At 73.0% G+C, this 19,549-nt stretch carries 18 protein-coding genes; 9 read left to right on the top strand and 9 right to left on the bottom strand.

From position 1 onward, the window contains the following. Positions 1 to 78: 78 nt before the first annotated feature. Positions 79 to 699, bottom strand: coding sequence for a maleylpyruvate isomerase family mycothiol-dependent enzyme (locus ABZS66_RS25780; protein WP_354761813.1), 621 nt, complete (start codon positions 697 to 699; stop codon positions 79 to 81). An 83-nt stretch (positions 700 to 782) separates the two neighbouring features. Here ABZS66_RS25780 and ABZS66_RS25775 point away from each other — a divergent pair, with 83 nt between their 5' ends. Continuing rightward, positions 783 to 1,205 (top strand): MarR family transcriptional regulator, encoded by a 423-nt coding sequence (locus tag ABZS66_RS25775; RefSeq protein ID WP_354761811.1) that lies wholly within the window; start codon positions 783 to 785, stop codon positions 1,203 to 1,205. Between the two features lie 9 nt (positions 1,206 to 1,214). Here ABZS66_RS25775 and ABZS66_RS25770 read toward each other — a convergent pair whose 3' ends face one another. Beyond that, positions 1,215 to 2,069: a hypothetical protein gene (locus ABZS66_RS25770; protein WP_354761809.1), complete on the bottom strand. Its 855-nt coding sequence runs from the start codon at positions 2,067 to 2,069 to the stop codon at positions 1,215 to 1,217. 243 nt (positions 2,070 to 2,312) lie between these two features. On the opposite strand from ABZS66_RS25770, the gene ABZS66_RS25765 reads away from it, so the two are divergent. Beyond that, positions 2,313 to 2,678 carry a hypothetical protein gene (locus tag ABZS66_RS25765; protein WP_354761807.1) on the top strand — a complete coding sequence of 122 codons (366 nt, stop codon included), beginning with the start codon at positions 2,313 to 2,315 and terminating at the stop codon, positions 2,676 to 2,678. 185 nt (positions 2,679 to 2,863) lie between these two features. On the opposite strand, the gene ABZS66_RS25760 is transcribed toward ABZS66_RS25765, so the two are convergent. The 4 genes from ABZS66_RS25760 to ABZS66_RS25745 form a co-directional block, all read right to left on the bottom strand. Beyond that, positions 2,864 to 3,895 (bottom strand): cellulase family glycosylhydrolase, encoded by a 1,032-nt coding sequence (locus ABZS66_RS25760; protein WP_354761805.1) that lies wholly within the window; start codon positions 3,893 to 3,895, stop codon positions 2,864 to 2,866. Positions 3,896 to 3,958: 63 nt separating this feature from the next. After that, positions 3,959 to 4,609, bottom strand: a complete 651-nt coding sequence (locus ABZS66_RS25755; protein ID WP_354761863.1) for a DNA alkylation repair protein — start codon at positions 4,607 to 4,609, stop codon at positions 3,959 to 3,961. Positions 4,610 to 4,660: 51 nt separating this feature from the next. Further along, the gene (locus ABZS66_RS25750; RefSeq protein ID WP_354761803.1) at positions 4,661 to 4,894 is read right to left on the bottom strand and encodes a hypothetical protein; all 234 of its coding nucleotides are present in this window, start codon (positions 4,892 to 4,894) and stop codon (positions 4,661 to 4,663) included. A 96-nt stretch (positions 4,895 to 4,990) separates the two neighbouring features. Continuing rightward, positions 4,991 to 5,479: a hypothetical protein gene (locus tag ABZS66_RS25745; RefSeq protein WP_354761801.1), complete on the bottom strand. Its 489-nt coding sequence runs from the start codon at positions 5,477 to 5,479 to the stop codon at positions 4,991 to 4,993. A gap of 273 nt (positions 5,480 to 5,752) precedes the next feature. Between ABZS66_RS25745 and ABZS66_RS25740 the strand changes: the two genes are divergently transcribed. The 3 genes from ABZS66_RS25740 to ABZS66_RS25730 all read left to right on the top strand — a co-directional run bounded on the left by ABZS66_RS25740 (position 5,753) and on the right by ABZS66_RS25730 (position 11,148). Next, positions 5,753 to 7,861, top strand: a complete 2,109-nt coding sequence (locus ABZS66_RS25740; RefSeq protein WP_354761799.1) for a PQQ-binding-like beta-propeller repeat protein — start codon at positions 5,753 to 5,755, stop codon at positions 7,859 to 7,861. Positions 7,862 to 7,914: 53 nt separating this feature from the next. Continuing rightward, complete coding sequence (aroQ, locus tag ABZS66_RS25735) at positions 7,915 to 8,358, top strand: type II 3-dehydroquinate dehydratase (protein ID WP_238009965.1); 444 nt, start codon at positions 7,915 to 7,917, stop codon at positions 8,356 to 8,358. Positions 8,359 to 8,430: 72 nt separating this feature from the next. After that, complete coding sequence (locus ABZS66_RS25730) at positions 8,431 to 11,148, top strand: TIM barrel protein (RefSeq protein ID WP_354761797.1); 2,718 nt, start codon at positions 8,431 to 8,433, stop codon at positions 11,146 to 11,148. Here ABZS66_RS25730 and ABZS66_RS25725 read toward each other — a convergent pair. Genes ABZS66_RS25725 through ABZS66_RS25715 form a run of 3 tightly spaced genes read right to left on the bottom strand, consistent with a single transcriptional unit; the run spans position 11,136 to position 13,939 of the window. Then, positions 11,136 to 11,915 carry a citryl-CoA lyase gene (locus ABZS66_RS25725; RefSeq protein ID WP_354761795.1) on the bottom strand — a complete coding sequence of 260 codons (780 nt, stop codon included), beginning with the start codon at positions 11,913 to 11,915 and terminating at the stop codon, positions 11,136 to 11,138. The two genes, ABZS66_RS25730 and ABZS66_RS25725, sit on opposite strands and share 13 nt — an antisense overlap. Further along, positions 11,912 to 13,114 carry a CoA transferase gene (locus tag ABZS66_RS25720; protein WP_354761793.1) on the bottom strand — a complete coding sequence of 401 codons (1,203 nt, stop codon included), beginning with the start codon at positions 13,112 to 13,114 and terminating at the stop codon, positions 11,912 to 11,914. The genes ABZS66_RS25725 and ABZS66_RS25720 overlap by 4 nt, the downstream gene beginning before the upstream one ends. Before the next feature lie 39 nt (positions 13,115 to 13,153). Continuing rightward, positions 13,154 to 13,939 (bottom strand): IclR family transcriptional regulator, encoded by a 786-nt coding sequence (locus tag ABZS66_RS25715; protein ID WP_354761791.1) that lies wholly within the window; start codon positions 13,937 to 13,939, stop codon positions 13,154 to 13,156. A 191-nt stretch (positions 13,940 to 14,130) separates the two neighbouring features. Between ABZS66_RS25715 and ABZS66_RS25710 the strand changes: the two genes are divergently transcribed. From ABZS66_RS25710 to ABZS66_RS25695, 4 genes are read left to right on the top strand one after another with little or no spacing between them, the layout of a single operon-like run. Then, a complete protein-coding gene (locus tag ABZS66_RS25710; protein ID WP_354761789.1) occupies positions 14,131 to 15,609 on the top strand; it encodes an aldehyde dehydrogenase family protein in 1,479 nt (492 codons plus the stop codon). After that, positions 15,606 to 16,583 carry an alcohol dehydrogenase catalytic domain-containing protein gene (locus tag ABZS66_RS25705; protein ID WP_354761787.1) on the top strand — a complete coding sequence of 326 codons (978 nt, stop codon included), beginning with the start codon at positions 15,606 to 15,608 and terminating at the stop codon, positions 16,581 to 16,583. The genes ABZS66_RS25710 and ABZS66_RS25705 overlap by 4 nt, the downstream gene beginning before the upstream one ends. After that, entirely contained in the window at positions 16,580 to 18,325 is a 1,746-nt protein-coding gene (locus tag ABZS66_RS25700) for a thiamine pyrophosphate-binding protein (protein WP_354761785.1), read from the top strand. Before ABZS66_RS25705 ends, ABZS66_RS25700 begins: the two co-directional genes overlap by 4 nt. Before the next feature lie 48 nt (positions 18,326 to 18,373). Then, positions 18,374 to 19,519 (top strand): ABC transporter substrate-binding protein, encoded by a 1,146-nt coding sequence (locus ABZS66_RS25695; protein ID WP_354761783.1) that lies wholly within the window; start codon positions 18,374 to 18,376, stop codon positions 19,517 to 19,519. The last annotated feature ends 30 nt before the right edge of the window (positions 19,520 to 19,549 follow it).

Raw genomic sequence — 19,549 nt, 5'->3', positions numbered from 1 at the left:
TGGAAGTGGGCGGTGCCGGTCGTCACCACAGCGCGGGGCCGCCGGTGAGCTGCGGGCGGGGCGAGCCGGTGCCGGTCGTCACCGCGGCACAGGGCCGGTGAGCCGCGGGGCGGCCGCCGCGGCCCGGCCGGTGAGCAGCAGCAGGAGGGCGTCGATCGGCCCGTGCACCGCCTCGCCTTCTCCGGCGGTCCAGTCGGCGTCGGTGGCGACCAGCCGCAGGCCGCGCAGCCGGCGACGGGCCCAGAACGGCCAGCCCATCGTCCACGCGCGCATGGCGGCGGCGATCGCGGCCTCGCGCGGTACCGCGAAATCCAGGCCCAGCGGAATGGCGACGTCCTGCCCGTGCACCGCGACGTCCAGGACGATGTTGCGGTAGTTCGTCACGGCCGGCAGGCGGCGTGACGCCGCGTGTTCGCGCAGCTCCTCGACGAGGCGCGCGGGCGGCCGGGCGCCGGCGTGGCGCACGGCCAGGTCGTGGTTGAGCCGGTGGAAGCGGCCGCCGGCCCGGACGGCGTCGGCGAGCATGGTGCCGACGCCGGGCACCTGCGGCGCGAGCGCGACATGGGCCGCCACGTCCCGGACCCGCCAGCCCGCGCACAGCGACGCCGTCTCCCACTCCTGGTCGGTGAGCTGGTCGAGCAGGTCGGCCAGCCCGCGCCGCATGGTGGCGATCGCCTGCCAGCTGTCCTCGCGGTCCATCGCTTGTCCCGCCTTTGATATCGTCAGAGCCTCTTACCAAAGTAGTCAGAGACTCTGACGATCGTCAAGGAGGTCGGCGCGCGGTGAACCTGGGGCTGCTGCTGTTCATCCCGTACCGGTCGATGGAGGCGCGGGTCTTCGCCGGCCTGGCCGAGGCGGGGTACGACGACATCACCCCGGCCCAGGCGCGGGTCTTCCAGCGCATCGCCCCCGACGGGAGCCGCCTGACCGACCTCGCGGAGCAGGCGCAGATCACCAAGCAGTCGGCGGGGTTCCTGGTCGACCAGCTGGAGCGGGCCGGGTACGTCGAGCGCGTTCCGGACCCGACGGACGCCCGCGCCCGCCTGGTGCGCATCGCCCGGCGCGGCGCGGAGGCGATCCCGGTCGCGGCCGCGATCGTGGCCGAGGTGGAGGCCGAGTGGGCGGCGCACCTGGGCAAGCAGCGGATGGCGCAACTGCACCAGATCCTGGGCCGCCTGCGCGAGATCACCGACCCGTACCAGTAGGAGTCCCGGCTACGGGGTCGCGCAGATCGCGTAGGCCTCCAGGCCCCAGGTGCTCACGTCGCCGTCGTCGTCCTCGAAGGCGGTGATCGTGTACCGCCGATCGTCGTTGAAGAAGTCCTCGACGACCACCTGTCCGGACCCGTACTCGACGCCCCCGGCGCCGCCGATCAGGACCTTGCCGCGCGGGCACGACGCCGTCTGGGACTGGACGTAGCCGCTGTCGAGGGTGCTGCTGGTCGCGACGATCTCGAGCCCGGGCAGTGGCGGCGAGCAGATCGCGTACGCGGTCACCTCCCAGGAGCCGCTGTACTCGGTGTCGTCCTCCCACGCCAGCGCGTAGACCTGGTCGGTGTCGAAGATGCTGACCTTCTCGATGCCGACCTGTCCGTAGCCGCGGTCGATCCAGAAGCCGGTGCCGAGGACATGCTTGCCGGTCGGGCAGGTGGCCGACGCCGACCTCCACGGGGCGCCGGAGCTCGACACGGTCTCCGACTCGATCACCAGCCCGGGGTACGGGTTGGCGCAGACGGCGGAGACGTAGAGGTCCCACTCGGCGGAGGTGCCGTCCTCGTCCTCCATCGCGTACGCGAACACCTCGGTCAGCCGCGGGATGAGCTGGGTGATCCGGACCTCGCCGGCGGCGTTCACCATCCAGGCCGCCGTGCCGATGACGACCTTGCCGGTGCTGCATCGCGCGGTCGCCGGTTTGTCGTCGGACGTGCGCCCGGTGTTGTAGGTGATGACCTCACGCCCGACGACGGCCGCGGAGGCCGGGGTCGCCGCGACGGTGACGGCCACCGCCGCGACGGCGGTGACCACTGATCCTGTGCCGAGAAGACTGACGAACTTGCGTGCTGCACGCACGTGCGGCTCCCTCCGGTGGGTCGGTTGCCAACAGAGTCGGTGCGAACCGCGGCGGCGACCACGTCCTTGTACGTAGACGGCCGCGGGTCGACGGCGGAGACGGGAACACGACAGCACCAGTAGGGCTCCGCCTATGATTCGCGGCGTGGAGCAGCCGTGGGACGGGACGGCCACCCGGGTGACGCTGTGGAACCTGTAGACGGTGGCCGGTGCCCGGCGTGCGGAGGCCGGATCGAGCGGCTGGTGTCCGGCGGTGTCCACGACGGGCAGCTCGTGTGGTCGGTCGAGACCAGCTGCGGTGGCTGCGGCGCGCAGGCGGTCGCCTGTGGGTGGGGTGAAGTGCCGGGGGACGTTCGCGCCGCGATGATCGCGCAGTACGGGACGGCGCGGCTCCGGCTGGACCCGGCGGTGGCGCGTCCGCTCCGCGTCCGGCTGCTGGCCGCGCTGCGGCGCTCGGGTGGCGGCTCGCTCGCCGAGGTCGCCGGGCTGTTCGAGCGGCTGACCGGGGACGGTGTCACCGGGACGGAGGCCGAGATGCGCCTGCTCGCCAACCGCCTGGCCGCCGAAGGCGCGCGCGTCGACCTGCAGCCTCCGCCGCGTGCCGGCTGATGCGACGACCGTCCGACGACCGTCCGACGGGCGGACCTGCGCGGGCGGACCTGCGCGCGTGCTTCATCACCCAGTGCTGGGGACCGTCGCCTTCGACACCTCGCTGTGCTGGTGGCGGACGCGGTCGGCGGTGCCCCCTCGGTGACACCGACCAGGTGACGCTCAAGCCGGCGGGCTGGCCCGGGTCACGGCGTGTAGACGCTCGCCTCGCGGGACGTCTGCCGGATGCCGTTGGGGCCGTCGAAGACCCGCCGGCCCCACCAGGTCAGCGAACCGGCATTGAACCCGCGCACCATGTCGAGGTTGCTGACGTCGGCGCTGTTGCCGCTCCAGGACCAGGCGAGGTAGCCGATGCGCTGGGACTGCGCCTCGGACATGATCGCGTCCTCGTCGACGTCGCCGTCGTGGTGCGTGTACGCGAACTCGGTCACCGCGATCGGCAGCTTCGCCTGGATGTACCGGCCGAGGTAGTCGTGGACGTTCGTGGCGCGGAAGAAGGCGCCGTACATGTGGATCGAGAAGACGGTGTTGCGGTCCGGGTCGGCGGCGAAGACCTCCGCGGCGTGGTCCCGCATGGTGAAGGACACGTCCTGGCCCCAGTCGGGCGCGTCGACCATGAGCGTGTGCCGGATGCCGGCCGCGCGCAGGCGGCGGATCGAGTCCATCGTGTCGGTGGGCCAGGTGCGGACGTTGTCGAGGACGTACGGCTCGTTCGCCACGTGCACGATGACGTACTTCTCCTGGCCGATGAGCGCCTTGCGGATGCCGATCCAGTAGTCCACCGCCCGGGCCTGCGGGATCGCGCCCGGGCGGAAGCCCCAGCCGGTGGTGTCGTGCACCACCAGCACGCAGACGAGGCGGTTGCGGCGGCACAGCGAGATCACGTGCGCGACGTCGGCCGCGTCGCTCCGGTGCGCCACCGCGCCGGTCGACACCTCGACCCGGACCGTGTTCGCGCCCAACGCCTTGACGTCGCTGAGCATCCGGGCCGTCCGGTCCGGGAACGAGGCGTGGCTGTGACCCACGCCGCGCATGACGAACTCGCGGTTGCCGGCGTCGTACAGGCGCCCGTCGACCACGTGGAACCCGGGGTGCAGCGGTGCCCCCACCGAGTGCGGTGCCCCCACCGAGTGAGGACGTCCTCCCACGAGGATGACCGAGACGGCGGCGACGACGGCGATGAGCGACACACCCGCGATGGTGATGCGCATCCTCATGACGCACCTCGGACCGGATCGGATGGAGGTCAGCAGACTTCCCCGGCGCCGCCACACCAACCCTCAGTGCCGGCGGCGCACCATCTCGGTGATCCAGGTCGGCGCGAACGGCGACGTACAGTTCGGGGGCGTCGGATAGTCCTTGAGCACCTCCAGGCGCTCACCGATGTCGATCGCCCGGGCGCGGAGCGCGGCGTGCTCGATCCCGATCTGCGCCAGGCAGTGGTTCATCGCCCACTGCAGGCGATCCGGGGCGTCGCGCATCTCCGCCTCGATGACGTCGAGCAGCCCCGCGAGGTCGAGGCTCTCGGGCCTCTTCGCCACGCGCTCGGTGGTCAGCGCCCAGCCGGCGCTCGCGACCACCGGATCCGCGTCGGCGAGCCAGGCCACCCGCAGCGCCTCGGCCTGCGGGTGCTGCTTCACCACATAGCTCACCAGCCAGTCGTGCACCTTGGGGGTACGCGCCTCGCGCAGCATCACGTAGAGCTCGTCACGCTCGAACGCCTTCGGGCGGCAGATCAGGATCGCCAGCAGCTTCGCCGCGGTGTCGTCGGTCCGCCACAGCTCCCGCGCGAGCTCCTGCTGCGTCTTGAGCCGCTTCGCGACCGCACGCAGACTGCCGAGGTTCACACCGTGGTCGTCACCGTGCCGCTCGTTCACCGCGCGTGCCTTCGGGTCCTCCAGCGCGGCCAGCTCGGCCATGACCCCGGCCATAGTCGTCCCGGTCACCTCAGCCGCTCCCGTCCGTCGCGTGCCCCACCGAGCCTAGGCGGAGGACGCCATGGTGCGGCGACGCCTGGCCAGCGCCCAGCCGATCAGGACCGCCGACAGCACGCCCGGGCCGCAATGCACCAGTAGCACCCCCGCCAGGCTCGGGCCTCCCCAGTCCTTGCTATACGTCGCGGGGTCGTCGAAGTCGATGACGAACGGCTCGGCGATCGCCCGCACGATGAGATACAGACCGAACACCGTGCCGATCACGATCAGGGTCTTCTTCATGGCCACGACCCTAGGCACCCGCGGGCCGCGGCGCGTCCATCCCCGGTAGCATCCGCCTCTCGCTCCGCGGTATGACGTATTGACGTATCGAAAGGGTCAGCGCCGGGAAAGCCTGAGCTCGACCCACCGGCGCAGGTGCTCCTCGTCGCCCCGCCCGAGCCGTGCCATCAGCGAGAACGCGGCGAGCCACAGCGCGCCCACGGCGAGCCCGGCAGCGAGCCCAGCCGGGAACGCGCCGTGCACCGCGAACAGCACGACGAATCCGAGCACCCAGGCCGCCGCGAACGCCTGGAGCGGTGGCGGGACGGCGAACGAGCCGGTGAGCTCGCAGCCGTCCGCCCGCGGGGTGAACCGTGCCCGCAGCTGCGGGCGGAACAGGTTCTGGCGGCCCAGGCGGCGGGAGGTCAACGCCCCGCCGTCCTCGCTCACCCAGCCGGTGACGTGCCAGAGTCCAGCGCCGCGGCTCGACAGCCCGATCGCCGTGAGCGCCGTCGCCCGGTCGGCGTCGAGCGCGGTGACGGCGGCGTCCACGGTCAGCCGCGAGCGGACGGAGAACGGCCGCGCGCCCCAGAGCCATCGAACCACGCCACCATCATGCCGGGCCGGTGACACGAACCGGAAGACGGTCTGCAGGCCGGTCCCGCAGCCCCGCTGAGCGAACACCGCCGGCCGTCGCGGAAGACCGATCCGACCGAACCGAGCCCGATGTCGCGTGGACAAACCCCGCCGGCCGCCATATATTCATGCTCGCCTGGTTGTGGACCAATTGGTCCGCCTGGTGGACCGAAAGATCATGAACGTGCCGGGCGGTCGCAGCCCGCCGCGCGACCCGGCCCGAGCTCCAAGAGGGGAGCAAGGTTGAAGCATCAGCAAACCCGCCGGCAGGTGCTCAAGGGTGCGGCGGCGACCGCGATGGGTTCGGCGCTGGCCCAGGTGGCCACCACCACCGAGGCCGGGGCGAGCCACGTCCCGGCCGGCTGCACCTCGCCACCGGCCCGGGACTTTCCCAAGGTCGGCGGCAACTACGGCAACCAGAACTACTCCGCGCTCAACCGCATCCACCGCGGCAACCTGCGCCGGCTCGGCGCGGCGTGGGTCAACCGCATCGAGGGCGGCCTGACGACCGGCACCAACCAGAGCACCGCCGTCGCCGTCGACGGCGTGCTCTACATCGAGTCGGCCCTCGGCAACGTCCACGCCGTCGACGGCGCGACCGGCGTCACCAAGTGGGTCTACCGCCAGACCCGCGGCACGCTCACCCGCCGCGGCGTCGCCGTCGGGCAGGGCAAGGTCTTCACCCACGGCCGCGGCAACTGGCTCATCGCGCTCGACCAGCAGACCGGCGCGGTCGTCTGGGAGCGGCAGATCAGCGAGTACGGCAACATGGAGAAGGTCGCCGTCACCTACCACGACGGCCTGCTGCACGTCGGCACCCACGACGGCGACCGCGGTGCCGCCCTCGCGGTCAACGCCGCCGACGGCGAGCTCGTCTGGCACTTCTGGGGCGCCCCCGGCCCCGGCGAGCTCGGCAACGACACCTGGGAGGGCACCTCCTGGCAGACCGGCGGCGCCACCCCGTGGCTGCACCCGGCCCTCGACCCGGAGCTCGGCCTCGTCTACTGGACGTTCGGCAACGCGCGGGGCAGCCGCTCGTCGCAGGACGGCTCCCAGCGCGGCGGCACGAACCTGTTCTCCAGCTCGATCGTCGCGATGGAGCTCAAGACGGGGAAGTACCGCTGGCACTTCCAGTCCGTCCACCACGGCATCTGGGACATGGACAACTCCATGGCCCCGGTGCTGGCCGACGTGCGGATCCGCGGGCGGATGCGCAAGGTCGTCGTCTACGGCAGCAAGTCCGGCATGTACTTCATCCTCGACCGCACCGACGGCTCGGCGCCGCTCGGCATCGACGAGGTCCCGGTACCGCAGGACGAGCGGCAGAAGACGTGGCCGACCCAGCCGTTCCCGCGCCAGGGCCCGTGGACCGAGCACAAGGTCGTCGACCAGCCGCTCGGCACGTCGGTCCCGGGTGACCCGAACCGCGCCGTGCCGAACTACGTGCAGGGCAGCCTCTACGACCCGCACTGGGACGTCCCGGTGCTGTCGATCCCCGGCCACGGCGGCGGCGCCTGCTGGAACGCCCAGTCCTTCAGCCACAGCACCGGGCTGGTGTACACCGGGTTCGGCTATGTCGCGGCCGCGCACTCGCTCACCGAGTCGAGCAACGGCCTGCGCCCGCCGGGGGAGTACCAGACCGGCGGCGTGGTCGCGGTCGACGTGAGCACGAACAAGGTGCGGTGGAAGCGGCGCATGCCGTATTCCCTCGCGCACGGCAACGGCATCCTCACCACGGCCGCGAACCTGGCGTTCATCGGCCAGCCCGACGGCAACCTGCTGTGCCTCGACGCCGAGAACGGCCGCGAGCTGTGGCGGTTCCAGTGCGGTGCCGCGATCAGCAGCAGCCCGATCATGTACGAGGTCGACGGGGAGCAGTACCTCGCCGTGTACGCCGGCGGCACCGGCATCCCGTACGGCGACTCCGCGCCGCGCGGCGACTTCCTGTGGGCGTTCAAGCTCGGCGGCGACGTGCCGCCCGCGCCGGCGCCGGCCCCGCCGGTGGTGCGCCGCCCGGTGTCCGGCGGGCCGGTCGAGGGCAGCACGGTCGGCAACAAGGTCGTGCTCGCCCGCACGTACAACGCCACGACCGGCCAGGTCGGCGCCGTCGAGTCGACCGCGGTCAACGCCATGGCACCCACGCACCTGCGGGTCCCGGTCGGCACCACGGTGACGTTCGTGAACCCGGCGGACAACGTCAACGTGCACGGCGCCACCCAGTTCTTCGAGGGACTGTTCGACTTCCGCCTGGAGCCGGGCCAGTCCGCGACATACACGTTCCAGCATCGCGGCGAGTACTTCTTCAACGACTGCTTCAGCCCGCGGCCGACGGGGAAGATCGAGGTGTACTGACGGTGCGCTGAACGACGGCCGGCGCGCACGGGCGGCGAGGTATGCTGCCGCTCGTGCCGCCGCGCCATCAGCTGCTCCTGCTCAACGGGCCCAACCTGAACCTGCTCGGGGTCCGGGAGCCCGAGCGCTACGGCACCACCACGCTCGGCGAGATCGAGGACCTCGTCGCCAAGGCCGCCGCCGAGCACGGCATCGGCGTGCAGGCGGTGCAGAGCAACCACGAGGGCGTCCTCATCGACACCCTGCACGCGGCCCGCACCACGTGCGCCGGCGTGATCGTCAACCCCGGCGGGCTGGCCCACACGTCGGTGTCGCTGCGCGACGCGGTCGCCGCCGTCGCCCTGCCGACCGTCGAGGTCCACCTGACGAACATCCACCGCCGGGAGGAGTTCCGGCACCACTCGTACATCTCCGGCGTCGCCGACGCCGTGATCGCCGGCGCCGGCCCGATCGGCTACGTCCTCGCCGTGACCTACCTGGTCCAGCGGCTGGCCTGAGAAACGAGCCTTCCGCCGCCGCGCCGGTGCGGGTATAAGTAACTATCTAGTACGTTCAGAAGGGGCGCCCGCATGGGTTCCACCGACACCCCCGATCAACCCCGCTTCTGCATCGCCACCGTCTGCCTGTCCGGCACGCTCGAGGACAAGCTGGCGGCCGCCGCCGCGGCCCGGTTCCAGGGCGTGGAGCTGTTCGAGCACGACCTCGTCGCCTCGCCCTGGTCGCCGGCCCGGGTCCGCCAGGAGTGCGCGCGCCGCGGCCTGACCATCGACGTCTACCAGCCGTTCCGCGACGTCGAGGCGGTCCCGCCCGATGTGTTCGCGGCCAACCTGCGCCGGGCCGAGCGGGTCCTCGACGTGCTGGAGCAGCTCGGCGCCGCCACCCTGCTGGTCACCTCGACCGTCTCGCCCGACGCGGTCGACGACGACGACCTCGCCGCCGAGCAGCTCTCGGCGCTCGCCGACCGGGCCGAGCGGCGCGGCATCCGCGTCGCCTACGAGGCCCTCGCGTGGGGCCGGTTCGTCGACACCCACGCCCACGCCTGGCGGATCGTGCGCAAGGCCGGCCACTCCGCCCTCGGCCTGTGCGTGGACAGCTTCCACGTGCTGTCCCGCGGCGAGGACCCGGCCGCGCTGCGGGTGGTGCCCGGCGACCGGATCTTCCACCTCCAGCTGGCCGACGCGCCCCGGCTCACCATGGACGTCGTCGAGTGGAGCCGCCACCACCGGCTCTTCCCCGGCATGGGCTCGTTCGACCTGGCCGGACTGGCCGGGCACGTGCTGAGCACCGGCTACACCGGTCCGCTGTCGCTCGAGGTGTTCAACGACGTGTACCGCCAGGCCGAGCCCCGCTACGCCGCCATCGACGGCATGCGGTCGCTGCTGGCACTGCAGGAGGCGGTGGCGACCGGCGGCCCGCCGGCCGTGCGGGAGCGGCTGCGCCTGTCCGGCCTGCCGCAGGCGCCCCGGCTCGGCGGGCACGCGTTCACCGAGCTCGCCGTCGACGACGTCTCCGGGCCGGCGGTCGCCGCTACCCTGAACGCGCTCGGCTTCGTCCACGCCGCCCAGCACCGCTCCAAACCGGTCGAGCTGTGGCAGCACGGCACGGCCCGGGTCCTGCTGAACGCCGGCGCGCAGCGGACGGTCGCCCCCGGCACCGCCGCGATCTGCGCGCTGGGCATCGAGAGCGCCGACCCGGCCCGGGCGGCGCAGCGGGCCGAGACGCTGCTCGCGCCCGTGCTGCCCCGCCTGTACGCGCCGGGGGAGGCCGAGCTGACCTCGGTGGCCGCCCCCGACGGCACCGCCGTCTTCCTGGTGGAGCCGAACTGGCTCGACGACTTCGTGCCCACCGGGGTGTCCGTCCGCGACGACGGGCTCGTCACCGGCACCGACCACGTGTCGCTCACCGAGTCGCTCGACGACTACGACGAGGCCGCCGTCTTCTACCGCACCGTGCTCGGCCTGCACGCCGACGAGACGGCCGAGGTCGCCGCCCCCTTCGGCCTGATCCGCTCCCGCGTCGTCACCGACGCCGCCCGCCGGGTCCGCATCGCGCTGAACACCGCGCCGCTGCGCCGCGGCGACTGGGCGCCGGCCGTCCCCAGCCCGCAGCACATCGCGTTCGGCACCGGCGACATCATCGCCTGTGCGCGGGCCATGCGGGCGCTCGGCGCCGCGGTACTGCGGATCCCGGAGAACTACTACGCGGACCTCGGCGCCCGCCTCGACCTCGGCCCCGACCTGCTCGACACGCTGCGTGAGCACTCGATCCTCTACGACCGCGACGAGCGCGGCGAGTACCTGCACTTCTACACCGAGCTGCTCGGCTCCCGGGTCTTCTTCGCCGTCGTGCAGCGCACCGGCGCGTACACGGGCTACGGCGACCCCAACGGCGTGCCGGTGCGGATGGCCGCGCACCGCGAGCGGCGCCGGGTCACCCGGGTCAACCGCGGCGCCGAACGGCACGACTACTCCCTCGCCCACCTCACCGCGCTGAGCCTGTCACCGCCCGAGCTCGTCGAGGCCGCCGCCGACGCCGGCTACCGGTACGTCGGCGTGCGGCTGACCCGGGTCACGCCGCAGGAGCCGCACTACCCCCTGGCCACCGACCCGGCGCTGATGCGCAGCACCAAGGCCCGCCTCGCCGCCACCGGCGTCGAGGTCCTCGACATCGAGCTGGCCCGGATCAGCCCGGACCGGACACCCCGCGACTACCGGCAGTTCCTGGAGGCCGGCGCCGAGCTCGGCGCGCGGCACGTCATCACTCAGCTGCCCGACCCCGACCGGGCCCGCAAGATCGACCGGTACGCCGAGCTGTGCGAGCTGGCCCGCCCGTACGGGCTGACCGTCGACCTGGAGTTCCCGTCCTGGACAGAGACGCCCGACCTGCGCGAGGCGGTGCGGGTCCTGCGCGCCGCGGACCAGCCCAACGCGGGGATCCTGATCGACCTGCTGCACTTCGCCCGGTCCGGGTCGAGCATCGCCGACCTGCGCCAGCTGCCCGCGCACTGGTTCCACTTCGTGCACGTGTGCGACGCGCCGGCCGGCGTGCCGCCGACGAACGAGGGGCTCATCCACACCGCCCGGTTCGAGCGGCTGTTCCCCGGCGAGGGCGGCATCGACGTGCACGGCATCCTCGACGCGCTGCCGCCCGGGCTGCCCTACACGCTGGAGATCCCGCGGGCCACGCTGGTCGCCCAGGTGGGCGCCAAGGAGCACGCCCGCCGGGCGCTCAGCGCGAGCCGCGACTACCTCGACGCCCCGGCGGTCGCCGGGGCTCAGGGCCGGTAGGTGGGGCGGATGTCCGGCGGGATCGGACCCTTGATCCGCCGGCCGCCCTGCATCTCCTCCCAGGCGTGGGCCAGGATGCCGACGCTGCGGGCGACCACGAACAGGCCGCGGGCCAGCGGGGCCGGGAACCCGAGCTCGCCGTAGATGATGGCGGTGGCACCATCGATGTTCATCGGCACCGGGGCGATCGCCGCCTCGACGGCGAGCCCGGCGGCCAGGAAGTCGCCGGCGACGACACCGTCGGCGACCGCCCGCTCGACGAGCCCGACGAGCGGGTCGCGGCGCGGGTCACGCGGGTGGAAGCGGTGGCCGAACCCGGGCAGGTACTTGCTGCGGGCCCGCCACCGCCCGACCACCACGCGGGTCGCCTCGTCGAGGGCGGTGCCCGCCGCGGCCAGGTCGCGGATCTCGGTGTACAGCTCCACGCACTGCTGCCCGGCGCCGCCGTGCACGTCGCCCATCACGTTGACGCCGTTGGCGATCGCGTTGTTCAGCCCGATACCGCAGGTCGCCGACATCCGGGCGACGGCGATCGACGGGGCGTGCGGGCCGTGGTCGACCGAGCCGACGAGGGCCGCGTCGAGCAGCTCCGCCTGCCGCGGGGTGGGCAGGGTGCCGTGCAGCATCAGCCAGATCGCGTCGGTGAGCGAGGCGTTGCCGAGCAGTTCCTGGATCGGCCGCCCGCGCAGCTCGATGACCCCGGGCTCGATCCGTGAGACGGACGTGGCCCACCAGTCCGCGACCCGCTGGCGAGTGTCGTCGGTCATTCAGCCGCCCCTTCCGAGACGAGGCGAGCCGCGCGCCAGGACGCGAGCAGCTCGGGGACGGAGGTGTTGTGCTGACCGAGCAACGGCGGCGGGTCCCCGGGGGTGAGCGGCGCGCCGTCGAACAGCACCCCGCTGCTCACCACCCGCAGGGGCCGCCCGGATCCGTCGGGGAACGGCAGCTCCTGGATGAAGCCACGATGGTGCAGCTGCTCCAGCTCGACCGCCTGCGGCACGGTCAGGATCCGGGCCGCGGGCACGCCGGCCGCGGTGAGCAGCCGCTCCCACTCGGCGGCCGGGCGCGACCGCAGGGCCTGGTTCAGCTCGTCATTGAGCGCCTCGCGGTGCGCCTTGCGGCCCTCGCGCTCGGCGAACCGGACGTCGCTCATCAGGTCGGCGCGGCCGACGAGCCGGCACAGCGACTCGAACTGCTCCTGCCGGTTGGCCGCGATGTTCAGCGGACCGTCGGCGGCGTCGAACGTGCCGGAGGGGGCCGCGGTCGCGTTCTGGTCGCCGGTCGGCTCAGGCGGGACGCCGGCCACGAGGTAGTTGGACACGGTCCAGCCCATCGCGGAGATCGACGCCTCGAGCATCGACACGTCGAGGTGGCAGCCGGCGCCGGTGCGGTGCCGGGCGGCCACGGCGGCGGTGATCGCGAGGGCGGCGGCGAGCCCGCCGATCGAGTCGCAGACCGGGAAGCCGACCCGCAGCGGCGCGGTGTCCTGGGTACCGGTCACACTCATCATCCCGGACAGGCCCTGGATGATCTGGTCGTAGGCCGGCGCCTGGCTCATCGGCCCGGTCTGGCCGAAGCCGGTGATGGAGCACGCGATGAGCGCCGGGTTGAGCGCCTGCAGCCGCGGCCAGTCGTAGCCGAGCCGGGCCAGCACACCGGCCCGGAAGTTCTCCAGCAGCACGTCGGCCGCGCCGACCAGCTCCTCGAAGACCGCGCGGTCCGCCGCCTCCTTGAGGTCCAGCTCGACGGACTTCTTGCCGGCGTTCTGGGCCAGGAACGACGCGCCGATGCCGCGCCGGTTGAGGTCCGGGTCGGACCCCAGCTGGCGCGCCAGGTCACCGCGCCCCGGCACCTCGACCTTGACCACCTCGGCACCCAGCAGCATGAGCTGGTAGCTGCAGTACGGTCCGGCGAGGACGTTGGTCAGGTCGAGGACTCGGATACCGGCGAGCGGTCGCTCGTGCATGCGCGTGCTCCTTCGCGGGGAGGCCCTTCGCAGGGAGGGTCAGAGCGAGCTGCCCAGCGGGTGGTCGAAGCCGCGCTCCGACATGCGCTGGGCGACGTCCTTGAGGTCGGCGGCGAACTCGGTGATGCGTTCGTCGGTGAAGCGCAGCGTGGGCCCGCTGAGCGACAGCGCGGCCACGACCCCGCCGGAGCGGGAGAAGATCGGCACGGCGACCGCGGACAGGCCGTCCTCGCGCTCGCCGTGGCTGAAGGCGTACCCCTGGTGCGCCGCCTCGTCGATCCACTCCTGCAGCCGCTTGGTGTGCGGCTCCCCGTACGGCGAGCTCTTGGCGACGCGCAGCAGGCGGCCCGGCGTGGCGTTGCGCAGCAGCACCTTGGCCGACGCGCCCGCCCACAGCGGCAGCTCGTCGCCGATGTGCACGACGTGGCGCAGCGGCTGCGGGCTCTCCTGCTGGGCGACGCAGACCCGGTAGATGTCCCGGGCGACGTAGACGTTCACCGTCTCGCGGCGGCGGGCAGCCAGGTCGCGCATCATCCGCTGGGTCTCCGGCGGCAGCTCCCAGCTGCGGCGGGCCAGGTGGGCCCAGCGCCACAGCCCGGGGCCGGCCATGTAGCCCGCCGCGGTGCCCCACAGCAGGCCGCACTGCTCCAGCGTCTGGACCAGGCGGATGACGGTGGTCTTGGCCAGTCCGGTCTCCTCGACGATGTCGCGGATCGACACCAGCGGCCGGTCCTCCGTGAGCAGCGTGAGGATGTCCAGCGCCCGCTGCACACTGCGGACGCCCTGCGACTCCGCCTCGGCCTGCTCCGTCACTGCCTTCACCATGTGTCTCCATCACCCCTGTGCCTCGTGACTGCCTCTGGACGCCGATTGTCGCGCGCTCGTTCGGTTTCACGCGCTCGTAACTTTTGCGACTCGGACTCTTGCCAGCGGCGGTCAGCCGCCCGTACGTTACACCCAGTCCGCATAGCGGTCCAGATGTGCCGCCAAGCGGTATGGCTTCCAGGAGAGCGAACATGCTGAACGCGATCCTCGAATCGTCCGGGGACGAACCGGCGCCCGCCCCTGCATTGCTGGCAGGGCAGTGGCGCACGGACGGCCGGCAGGCCGATCGGATCGGTCCACACGTCCGGCGGGCGGTCAGCCGGGCCACCGTCGCCGACGACAAGATCGTCCACGGTGCGGTTCAATACGCCCACACCGGTGCCCGGACTGTGGCCGCGCTCGCCCCGGCCGCCCGCGCCGAGGTCCTCGAACGCGCCGCCGGGCTCGCGACACACCACCGCGACGCGATCGCCCGGCTCATCGCCCTGGAGCTCGGCAAGCCGGTCAAGGACGGCCGCGGCGAGCTCGACCGGGTCGCCGACACCTTCGCCGTCTGCGCCGCCGAGACCCGCCGCATCGGCGGCGACCTGCTGCCGGTCGCCGGGTGGGCCCGGGGCGTCGGCAACACCGCGCTGACCTACCGCGCACCGGCCGGCGTCGCGCTCGCCATCACGCCGTTCAACGCCCCGGCGAACCTCCTCGCGCACAAGCTCGGGGCCTCCTTCGCCGCGGGCAACACGACGATCGTGAAGGCGCCGCCGCAGGCGCCCGCCGTCTCCGCCGCCGTCGTCGCCCTCCTGCTGGAGGCCGGCGCCCCGGTCGAGGCGGTGCAGCTGCTGCACGGCGGCGGCGACGTCGGGGCCGCGCTGTGCGCCGCGCCCGAGATCAGCGTCATCAGCTTCACCGGCAGCGCCGAGACGGGCGCCGCCGTGGCCCGGGCCGCCGGCGCCAAGCGGCTCGTCCTGGAGCTCGGCGGCAACGCGGCGACGATCGTCTGCGAGGACGCGGACGTGGCGCAGGCGGCGACCGTCTGCGCGCGCACCGGCTACACCAACTCGGGGCAGAGCTGCATCTCGGTGCAGCGGGTGTACGTCCACCGCTCCCGTTTCGACGAGTTCGTCACGGCGTTCGGCAAGGAGGTCGCGGCGCTGCGGGTCGGCGACCCGCTCGACCCGGCCACCGACGTCGGCTCGATGGTCGACGACGAGGCCGCCGAACGGGTCGTCGCCTGGAGCGCCGAGGCCGCCGCCGGCGGCGCCCGGATCGCGCTCGGCGGCACCCGCGACGGCGCCACGGTCGCCCCGACGATCGTCGTCGACCCGCCCGCGGACGCGTCCGTGGTGACCCGCGAGGTGTTCGGCGCGCTCGTCGCAGTGCTGCCCTACGACGACTTCGACGCGGTGCTGGCCGCCTGCAACCGCAGCCGCTACGGCCTGCAGGCCGGGCTGTTCACCCACGACATCGGGCGGATCGTCACCGCCTGGCGGGAGCTGGAGGTCGGCGGGCTCGTCGTCAACGGCTCGTCGAACTTCCGGCTCGACCACGTGCCGTTCGGCGGCGTCAAGGACTCCGGCTTCGGCCGCGAGTCGCCCGCCTGCATGATCGAGGACTACACCGTCGTGAAGACCCTGCTGCTGCGCGGCCTGTCGATCTGGGGCACCCGCACGTGAGGGCCGCCGTCCTCACCGGGCCCGGCGCCGTCGAGGTCGCCGGCGACTGGCCCGAGCCCGAATGCGGCCCCGACGACGTCGTGGTCGCCGTCCGCGCCGTCGGCGTGTGCGGATCCGACCTCGCCGTCGTCGACGGCAAGCGCGCCGTGCCCGGCCTGCCCTGGGCGCTGGGCCACGAGGCGATCGGCGACATCGTGCGGGTCGGCGGCAACGTCGCGCCCGGCCGGCTCGGCGAGCGGGTCGCCGTCGAGCCCAACTTCCCGTGCCTGACCTGCCCCGCCTGCGCCGCCGGCCGGACCGCGGTCTGCCCCAATCGGCGCATCCTCGGCATCAACGAGCCCGGCGCGCTGCGCGAGCGGCTCACGGTACCGGCCCGGTTCGCCTGGACCGCCCCGCCCGGCCTCGCCGACGAGGACCTGGTCTGCGTCGAGCCGCTCGCCGTCGCCCTCGCCGCGGTGTCCCGCGCCGGCCTCACCGCCGGCGAGCGCTGCCTCGTCGTCGGCGCCGGGGCGCAGGGCCTGCTCGTCTGCCTGGCCGCCCGGGCGCTCGGCGCGGTCCCGTTCGTCGTCGACCCGCACGAGGGCCGGCTCGCCACCGCCGCCGAGCTCGGCGCCGCCGCCATGCCGCCCGGCGCGGACTTCCCGGTCGTGTTCGAGACGTCCGGCGTCCCGGTCGCGCTGGAGACGGCGGTCGAGCGGTGCGGGCCCGACGGCCGGATCGTGCTCATCGGACAGAGCGCCGTGCCGGCCCGGCTCTCGACGTTCGCCGTCGTGCAGCGGCGGCTGACCCTGCTCGGCTGCCTCATCTACGACCACCCGGCCGACTTCGCCGCCGCCGTGGCCCGGGCCGCCGAGCTGCGCCCCGGGCGCATCCTGCGGGGCCGGTTCCCGCTGGAGCGGGCCGGCGACGCGTTCGCGCAGGCCCGGAAGCTGCCGGGCAAGACCTGGATCACGTTGGAGGAACCGTCGCGATGAGTGACACCAAGACCGCGGCCGAGGCGCTCGTCGCGCAGCTGGAGGCGTACGGGGTCGAGTACGTCTTCGGCACCTGCGGGCACACGAACATCGCGCTGCTCGACGCGATCGGCCGCAGCGGCATCGAGTTCGTCATCGCCCGGCACGAGCAGGCCGCCGCGCACGCCGCCGACGGCTACGCCCGCGCCTCCGGCAAGGTCGGCGTGCTGCTGGTCCACGTCGGCCCCGGCATGATGAACGCCGTCACCGGCGTCGCCACCGCCGCGCTCGACTCGGTGCCGCTGGTCACCATCGCCGGCGACGTGCCGTCGTACATGTACGGCCGCCACCCCCACCAGGAGGTCAACCTCCACGCCGACGCCGACCAGACCGCGATCTACCGGCCGTTCGTGAAGCGGGCCTGGCACGTGCACCGCGTCGAGGACCTGCCCCGCTTCACCGAGCGGGCGTTCTGGACCGCGACCGCCGGCCGGCCCGGCACCGTGCTGCTCGACGTGCCGATGGACCTCTTCTCCCGCCCGCTGCCGGCCGACCGGGCCACCGCGTTCCCGCTGCCGGCGGCCACCACCACGCCGGCGCTGTCCGCCGCCGACGCCGAGCGGGCCGCCGAGCTGCTCATCCGGGCCGAGCGGCCGCTGGTGTACCTCGGCGGCGGCCTCGGCCCCGGCGACGGGCGCAAGGCGCTGCTGTCGCTCGTCGAGCACCTCGACATCCCGGTCGCGCACTCGCTGATGGCCAAGGGCGCGCTGCCCGACCAGCACCCCCTCGTCATGGGCATGACCGGGTTCTGGGGCCTCGAGGTCACCAACACCTACGCCCTCGAGGCCGACGTCGTCCTCGCGATCGGCACCCGGTTCGCCGAGACCGACGCCAGCTCCTGGAACCCCGCCTACACCTGGCGGGTGCCGCCGACCCGGCTGATCCAGATCGACATCGACCCGGCCGAGATCGGCCGCAACTACCCGGTCGAGCTCGGCATCGTCGCCGACGCCACGCACGCCGTGCGCGCCGTCGACGAGGCCGTGCGCCGGGCCGCCCCGCAGGCGGTCCGCCGCCCGGCGCTGCGCGACCAGATCCGCGCCGCCCGCACCGCGCTGTTCGAGGGCAGCACCGAACGCGGCCGCAGCGAGCAGTTCCCGCTGCGGCCCGAGCGGATCCTGCTCGACGTGCGCGAGACCCTGCCGCCCGACACGATCCTGGTCACCGACGTCGGCTGGAACAAGAACGGCGTCGCGCAGTGCTACCCGCTGCCGCCCGAGGGCCGGTTCATCACCCCCGGCGGCGCCTCCACCATGGGCTTCGGCCCGGCCGCCGCGCTCGGCGTCCAGCTGGCACTGCCCGAGCGGGTCGTCGTCGCCCTCGTCGGCGACGGCGGCATGAGCGCGCAGCTGCCGGCCGTGCCGATGGCCGTCGAACGCGGCCTGCCGGTGCTGTTCGTGGTCATGAACAACCGCGCCCACGGCACCATCGCCGACCTCCAGGCCGCCAACTACGGCCGCGAGTACGGCTGCACCTTCACCGACCCCGACGGCCGCCCCTACAGCCCCGACTTCGCCGCCTACGGCCGGGCCTGCGGCGCCGACGGGTACCTCATCGAGCGCGTCGAGGATCTTCGAGACGCGCTCCTGACCGCCCACCGTCGCCGCCGCCCGGCCGTGCTGGACGTCGCGATGGTCAACGAGCCTGTGCCGACCCCTGGGCACTGGAACATCAAGGACATCTACCACGGTGTCTTCGAGTGAACACCCCTTCCGGACGCTCCTTCCGAACCCCTCCGAGGTGATGCGCACATGTCCGCACTTCGCTTCAGACTCATGGCCGGCGCCGCCCTGCTGGCCCTTTCACTCACCGCCTGCAGCGCCCCCGGCGAAAACCAGACCGAGACCAAGAGCAGCGACGGCCCGATCAAGCTCGCCCTCGTCGACGCCCAGAGCGGCCAGCTCAGCTCGCTCGGCGCCTGGGAGCTCAAGGGCGCGAAGCTCGCCGTCGAGGAGTGGAACAAGGCCGGCGGCATCAGCGGCCGGCAGATCCAGCTCGACGTCTTCGACGACCAGGGCGACCCGACCGTCGGCACCAACCTGGCCCGCAAGATCGCCAGCGAGGGGTACATCGCGATGATCGGCACCGCCGAGAGCGCGGTCACCATCGCGATGGCGCCGATCCTCCAGCAGGCGCAGATCCCGAACATCACGTCGGGCCAGTCCACCGGCCTCGTCGGGGTCAAGAGCCCGTTCCTGTTCCTCAACGGCCCGACCAGCACCACCTACGACGAGACGCTCGCCAAGTACATCGTCGACACCAAGGGCATCAAGTCGATCGCGATGATCACGAACAACGGCTCGTACGGCAAGGGCGAGCACGACGCGTTCCTCAAGGCCCTGTCGAGCCGCGGCGTCACCCCCGTCGCTGACCAGGTCGTCACCACCGACCAGAAGGACTTCAGCGCCGCGCTCACCACGATCCGGCAGAAGTCGCCGCAGCTGATCTTCCTCGGCGCCGAGGAGGTCCAGTCGGGCCTCATCGTCAAGCAGGCCCGCGACCTCGGCATCACCGTGCCGTTCGCCGGCGCCGCGCCGCAGGGTACGCCGGTGTACCTCGACACCGCCGGCGCCGCCAAGGCCGAGGGCACGATCGTCAGCTCGCCGTACCTCAGCAACGAGGTCAGCGAGGCCGCGAAGAAGTTCGCCGCCGCCTACAAGGCCGCCTACAACGAGGAGGCCGAACTGCACGGCGCCAAGGCCTACGACGGCACCCAGATCGTGCTCACCGCGCTGAAGACCAGCAACGTCGCGACCGGCAAGGCGCTCGCCGACGCGATCCGGGCGACCAAGTACAAGGGCCTGCTCGGCGACTTCGCCTACGACGAGACCGGCGTCGGCATCTTCGCCACCTCCATCGGCGTCATCACCAACGGCAAGCTGCAGGCCGCCGGCTGAGCCTGTCCAAGCCTGCCCAACCCAACCGGG

The organism is Dactylosporangium sp. NPDC005572, assembly GCF_040605515.1.
In the GTDB taxonomy this organism is placed as follows: domain Bacteria; phylum Actinomycetota; class Actinomycetes; order Mycobacteriales; family Micromonosporaceae; genus Dactylosporangium.
The sequence above is the reverse complement of the archived record's forward strand: the minus strand, read 5'-3'. Positions and strand labels throughout refer to the sequence as shown.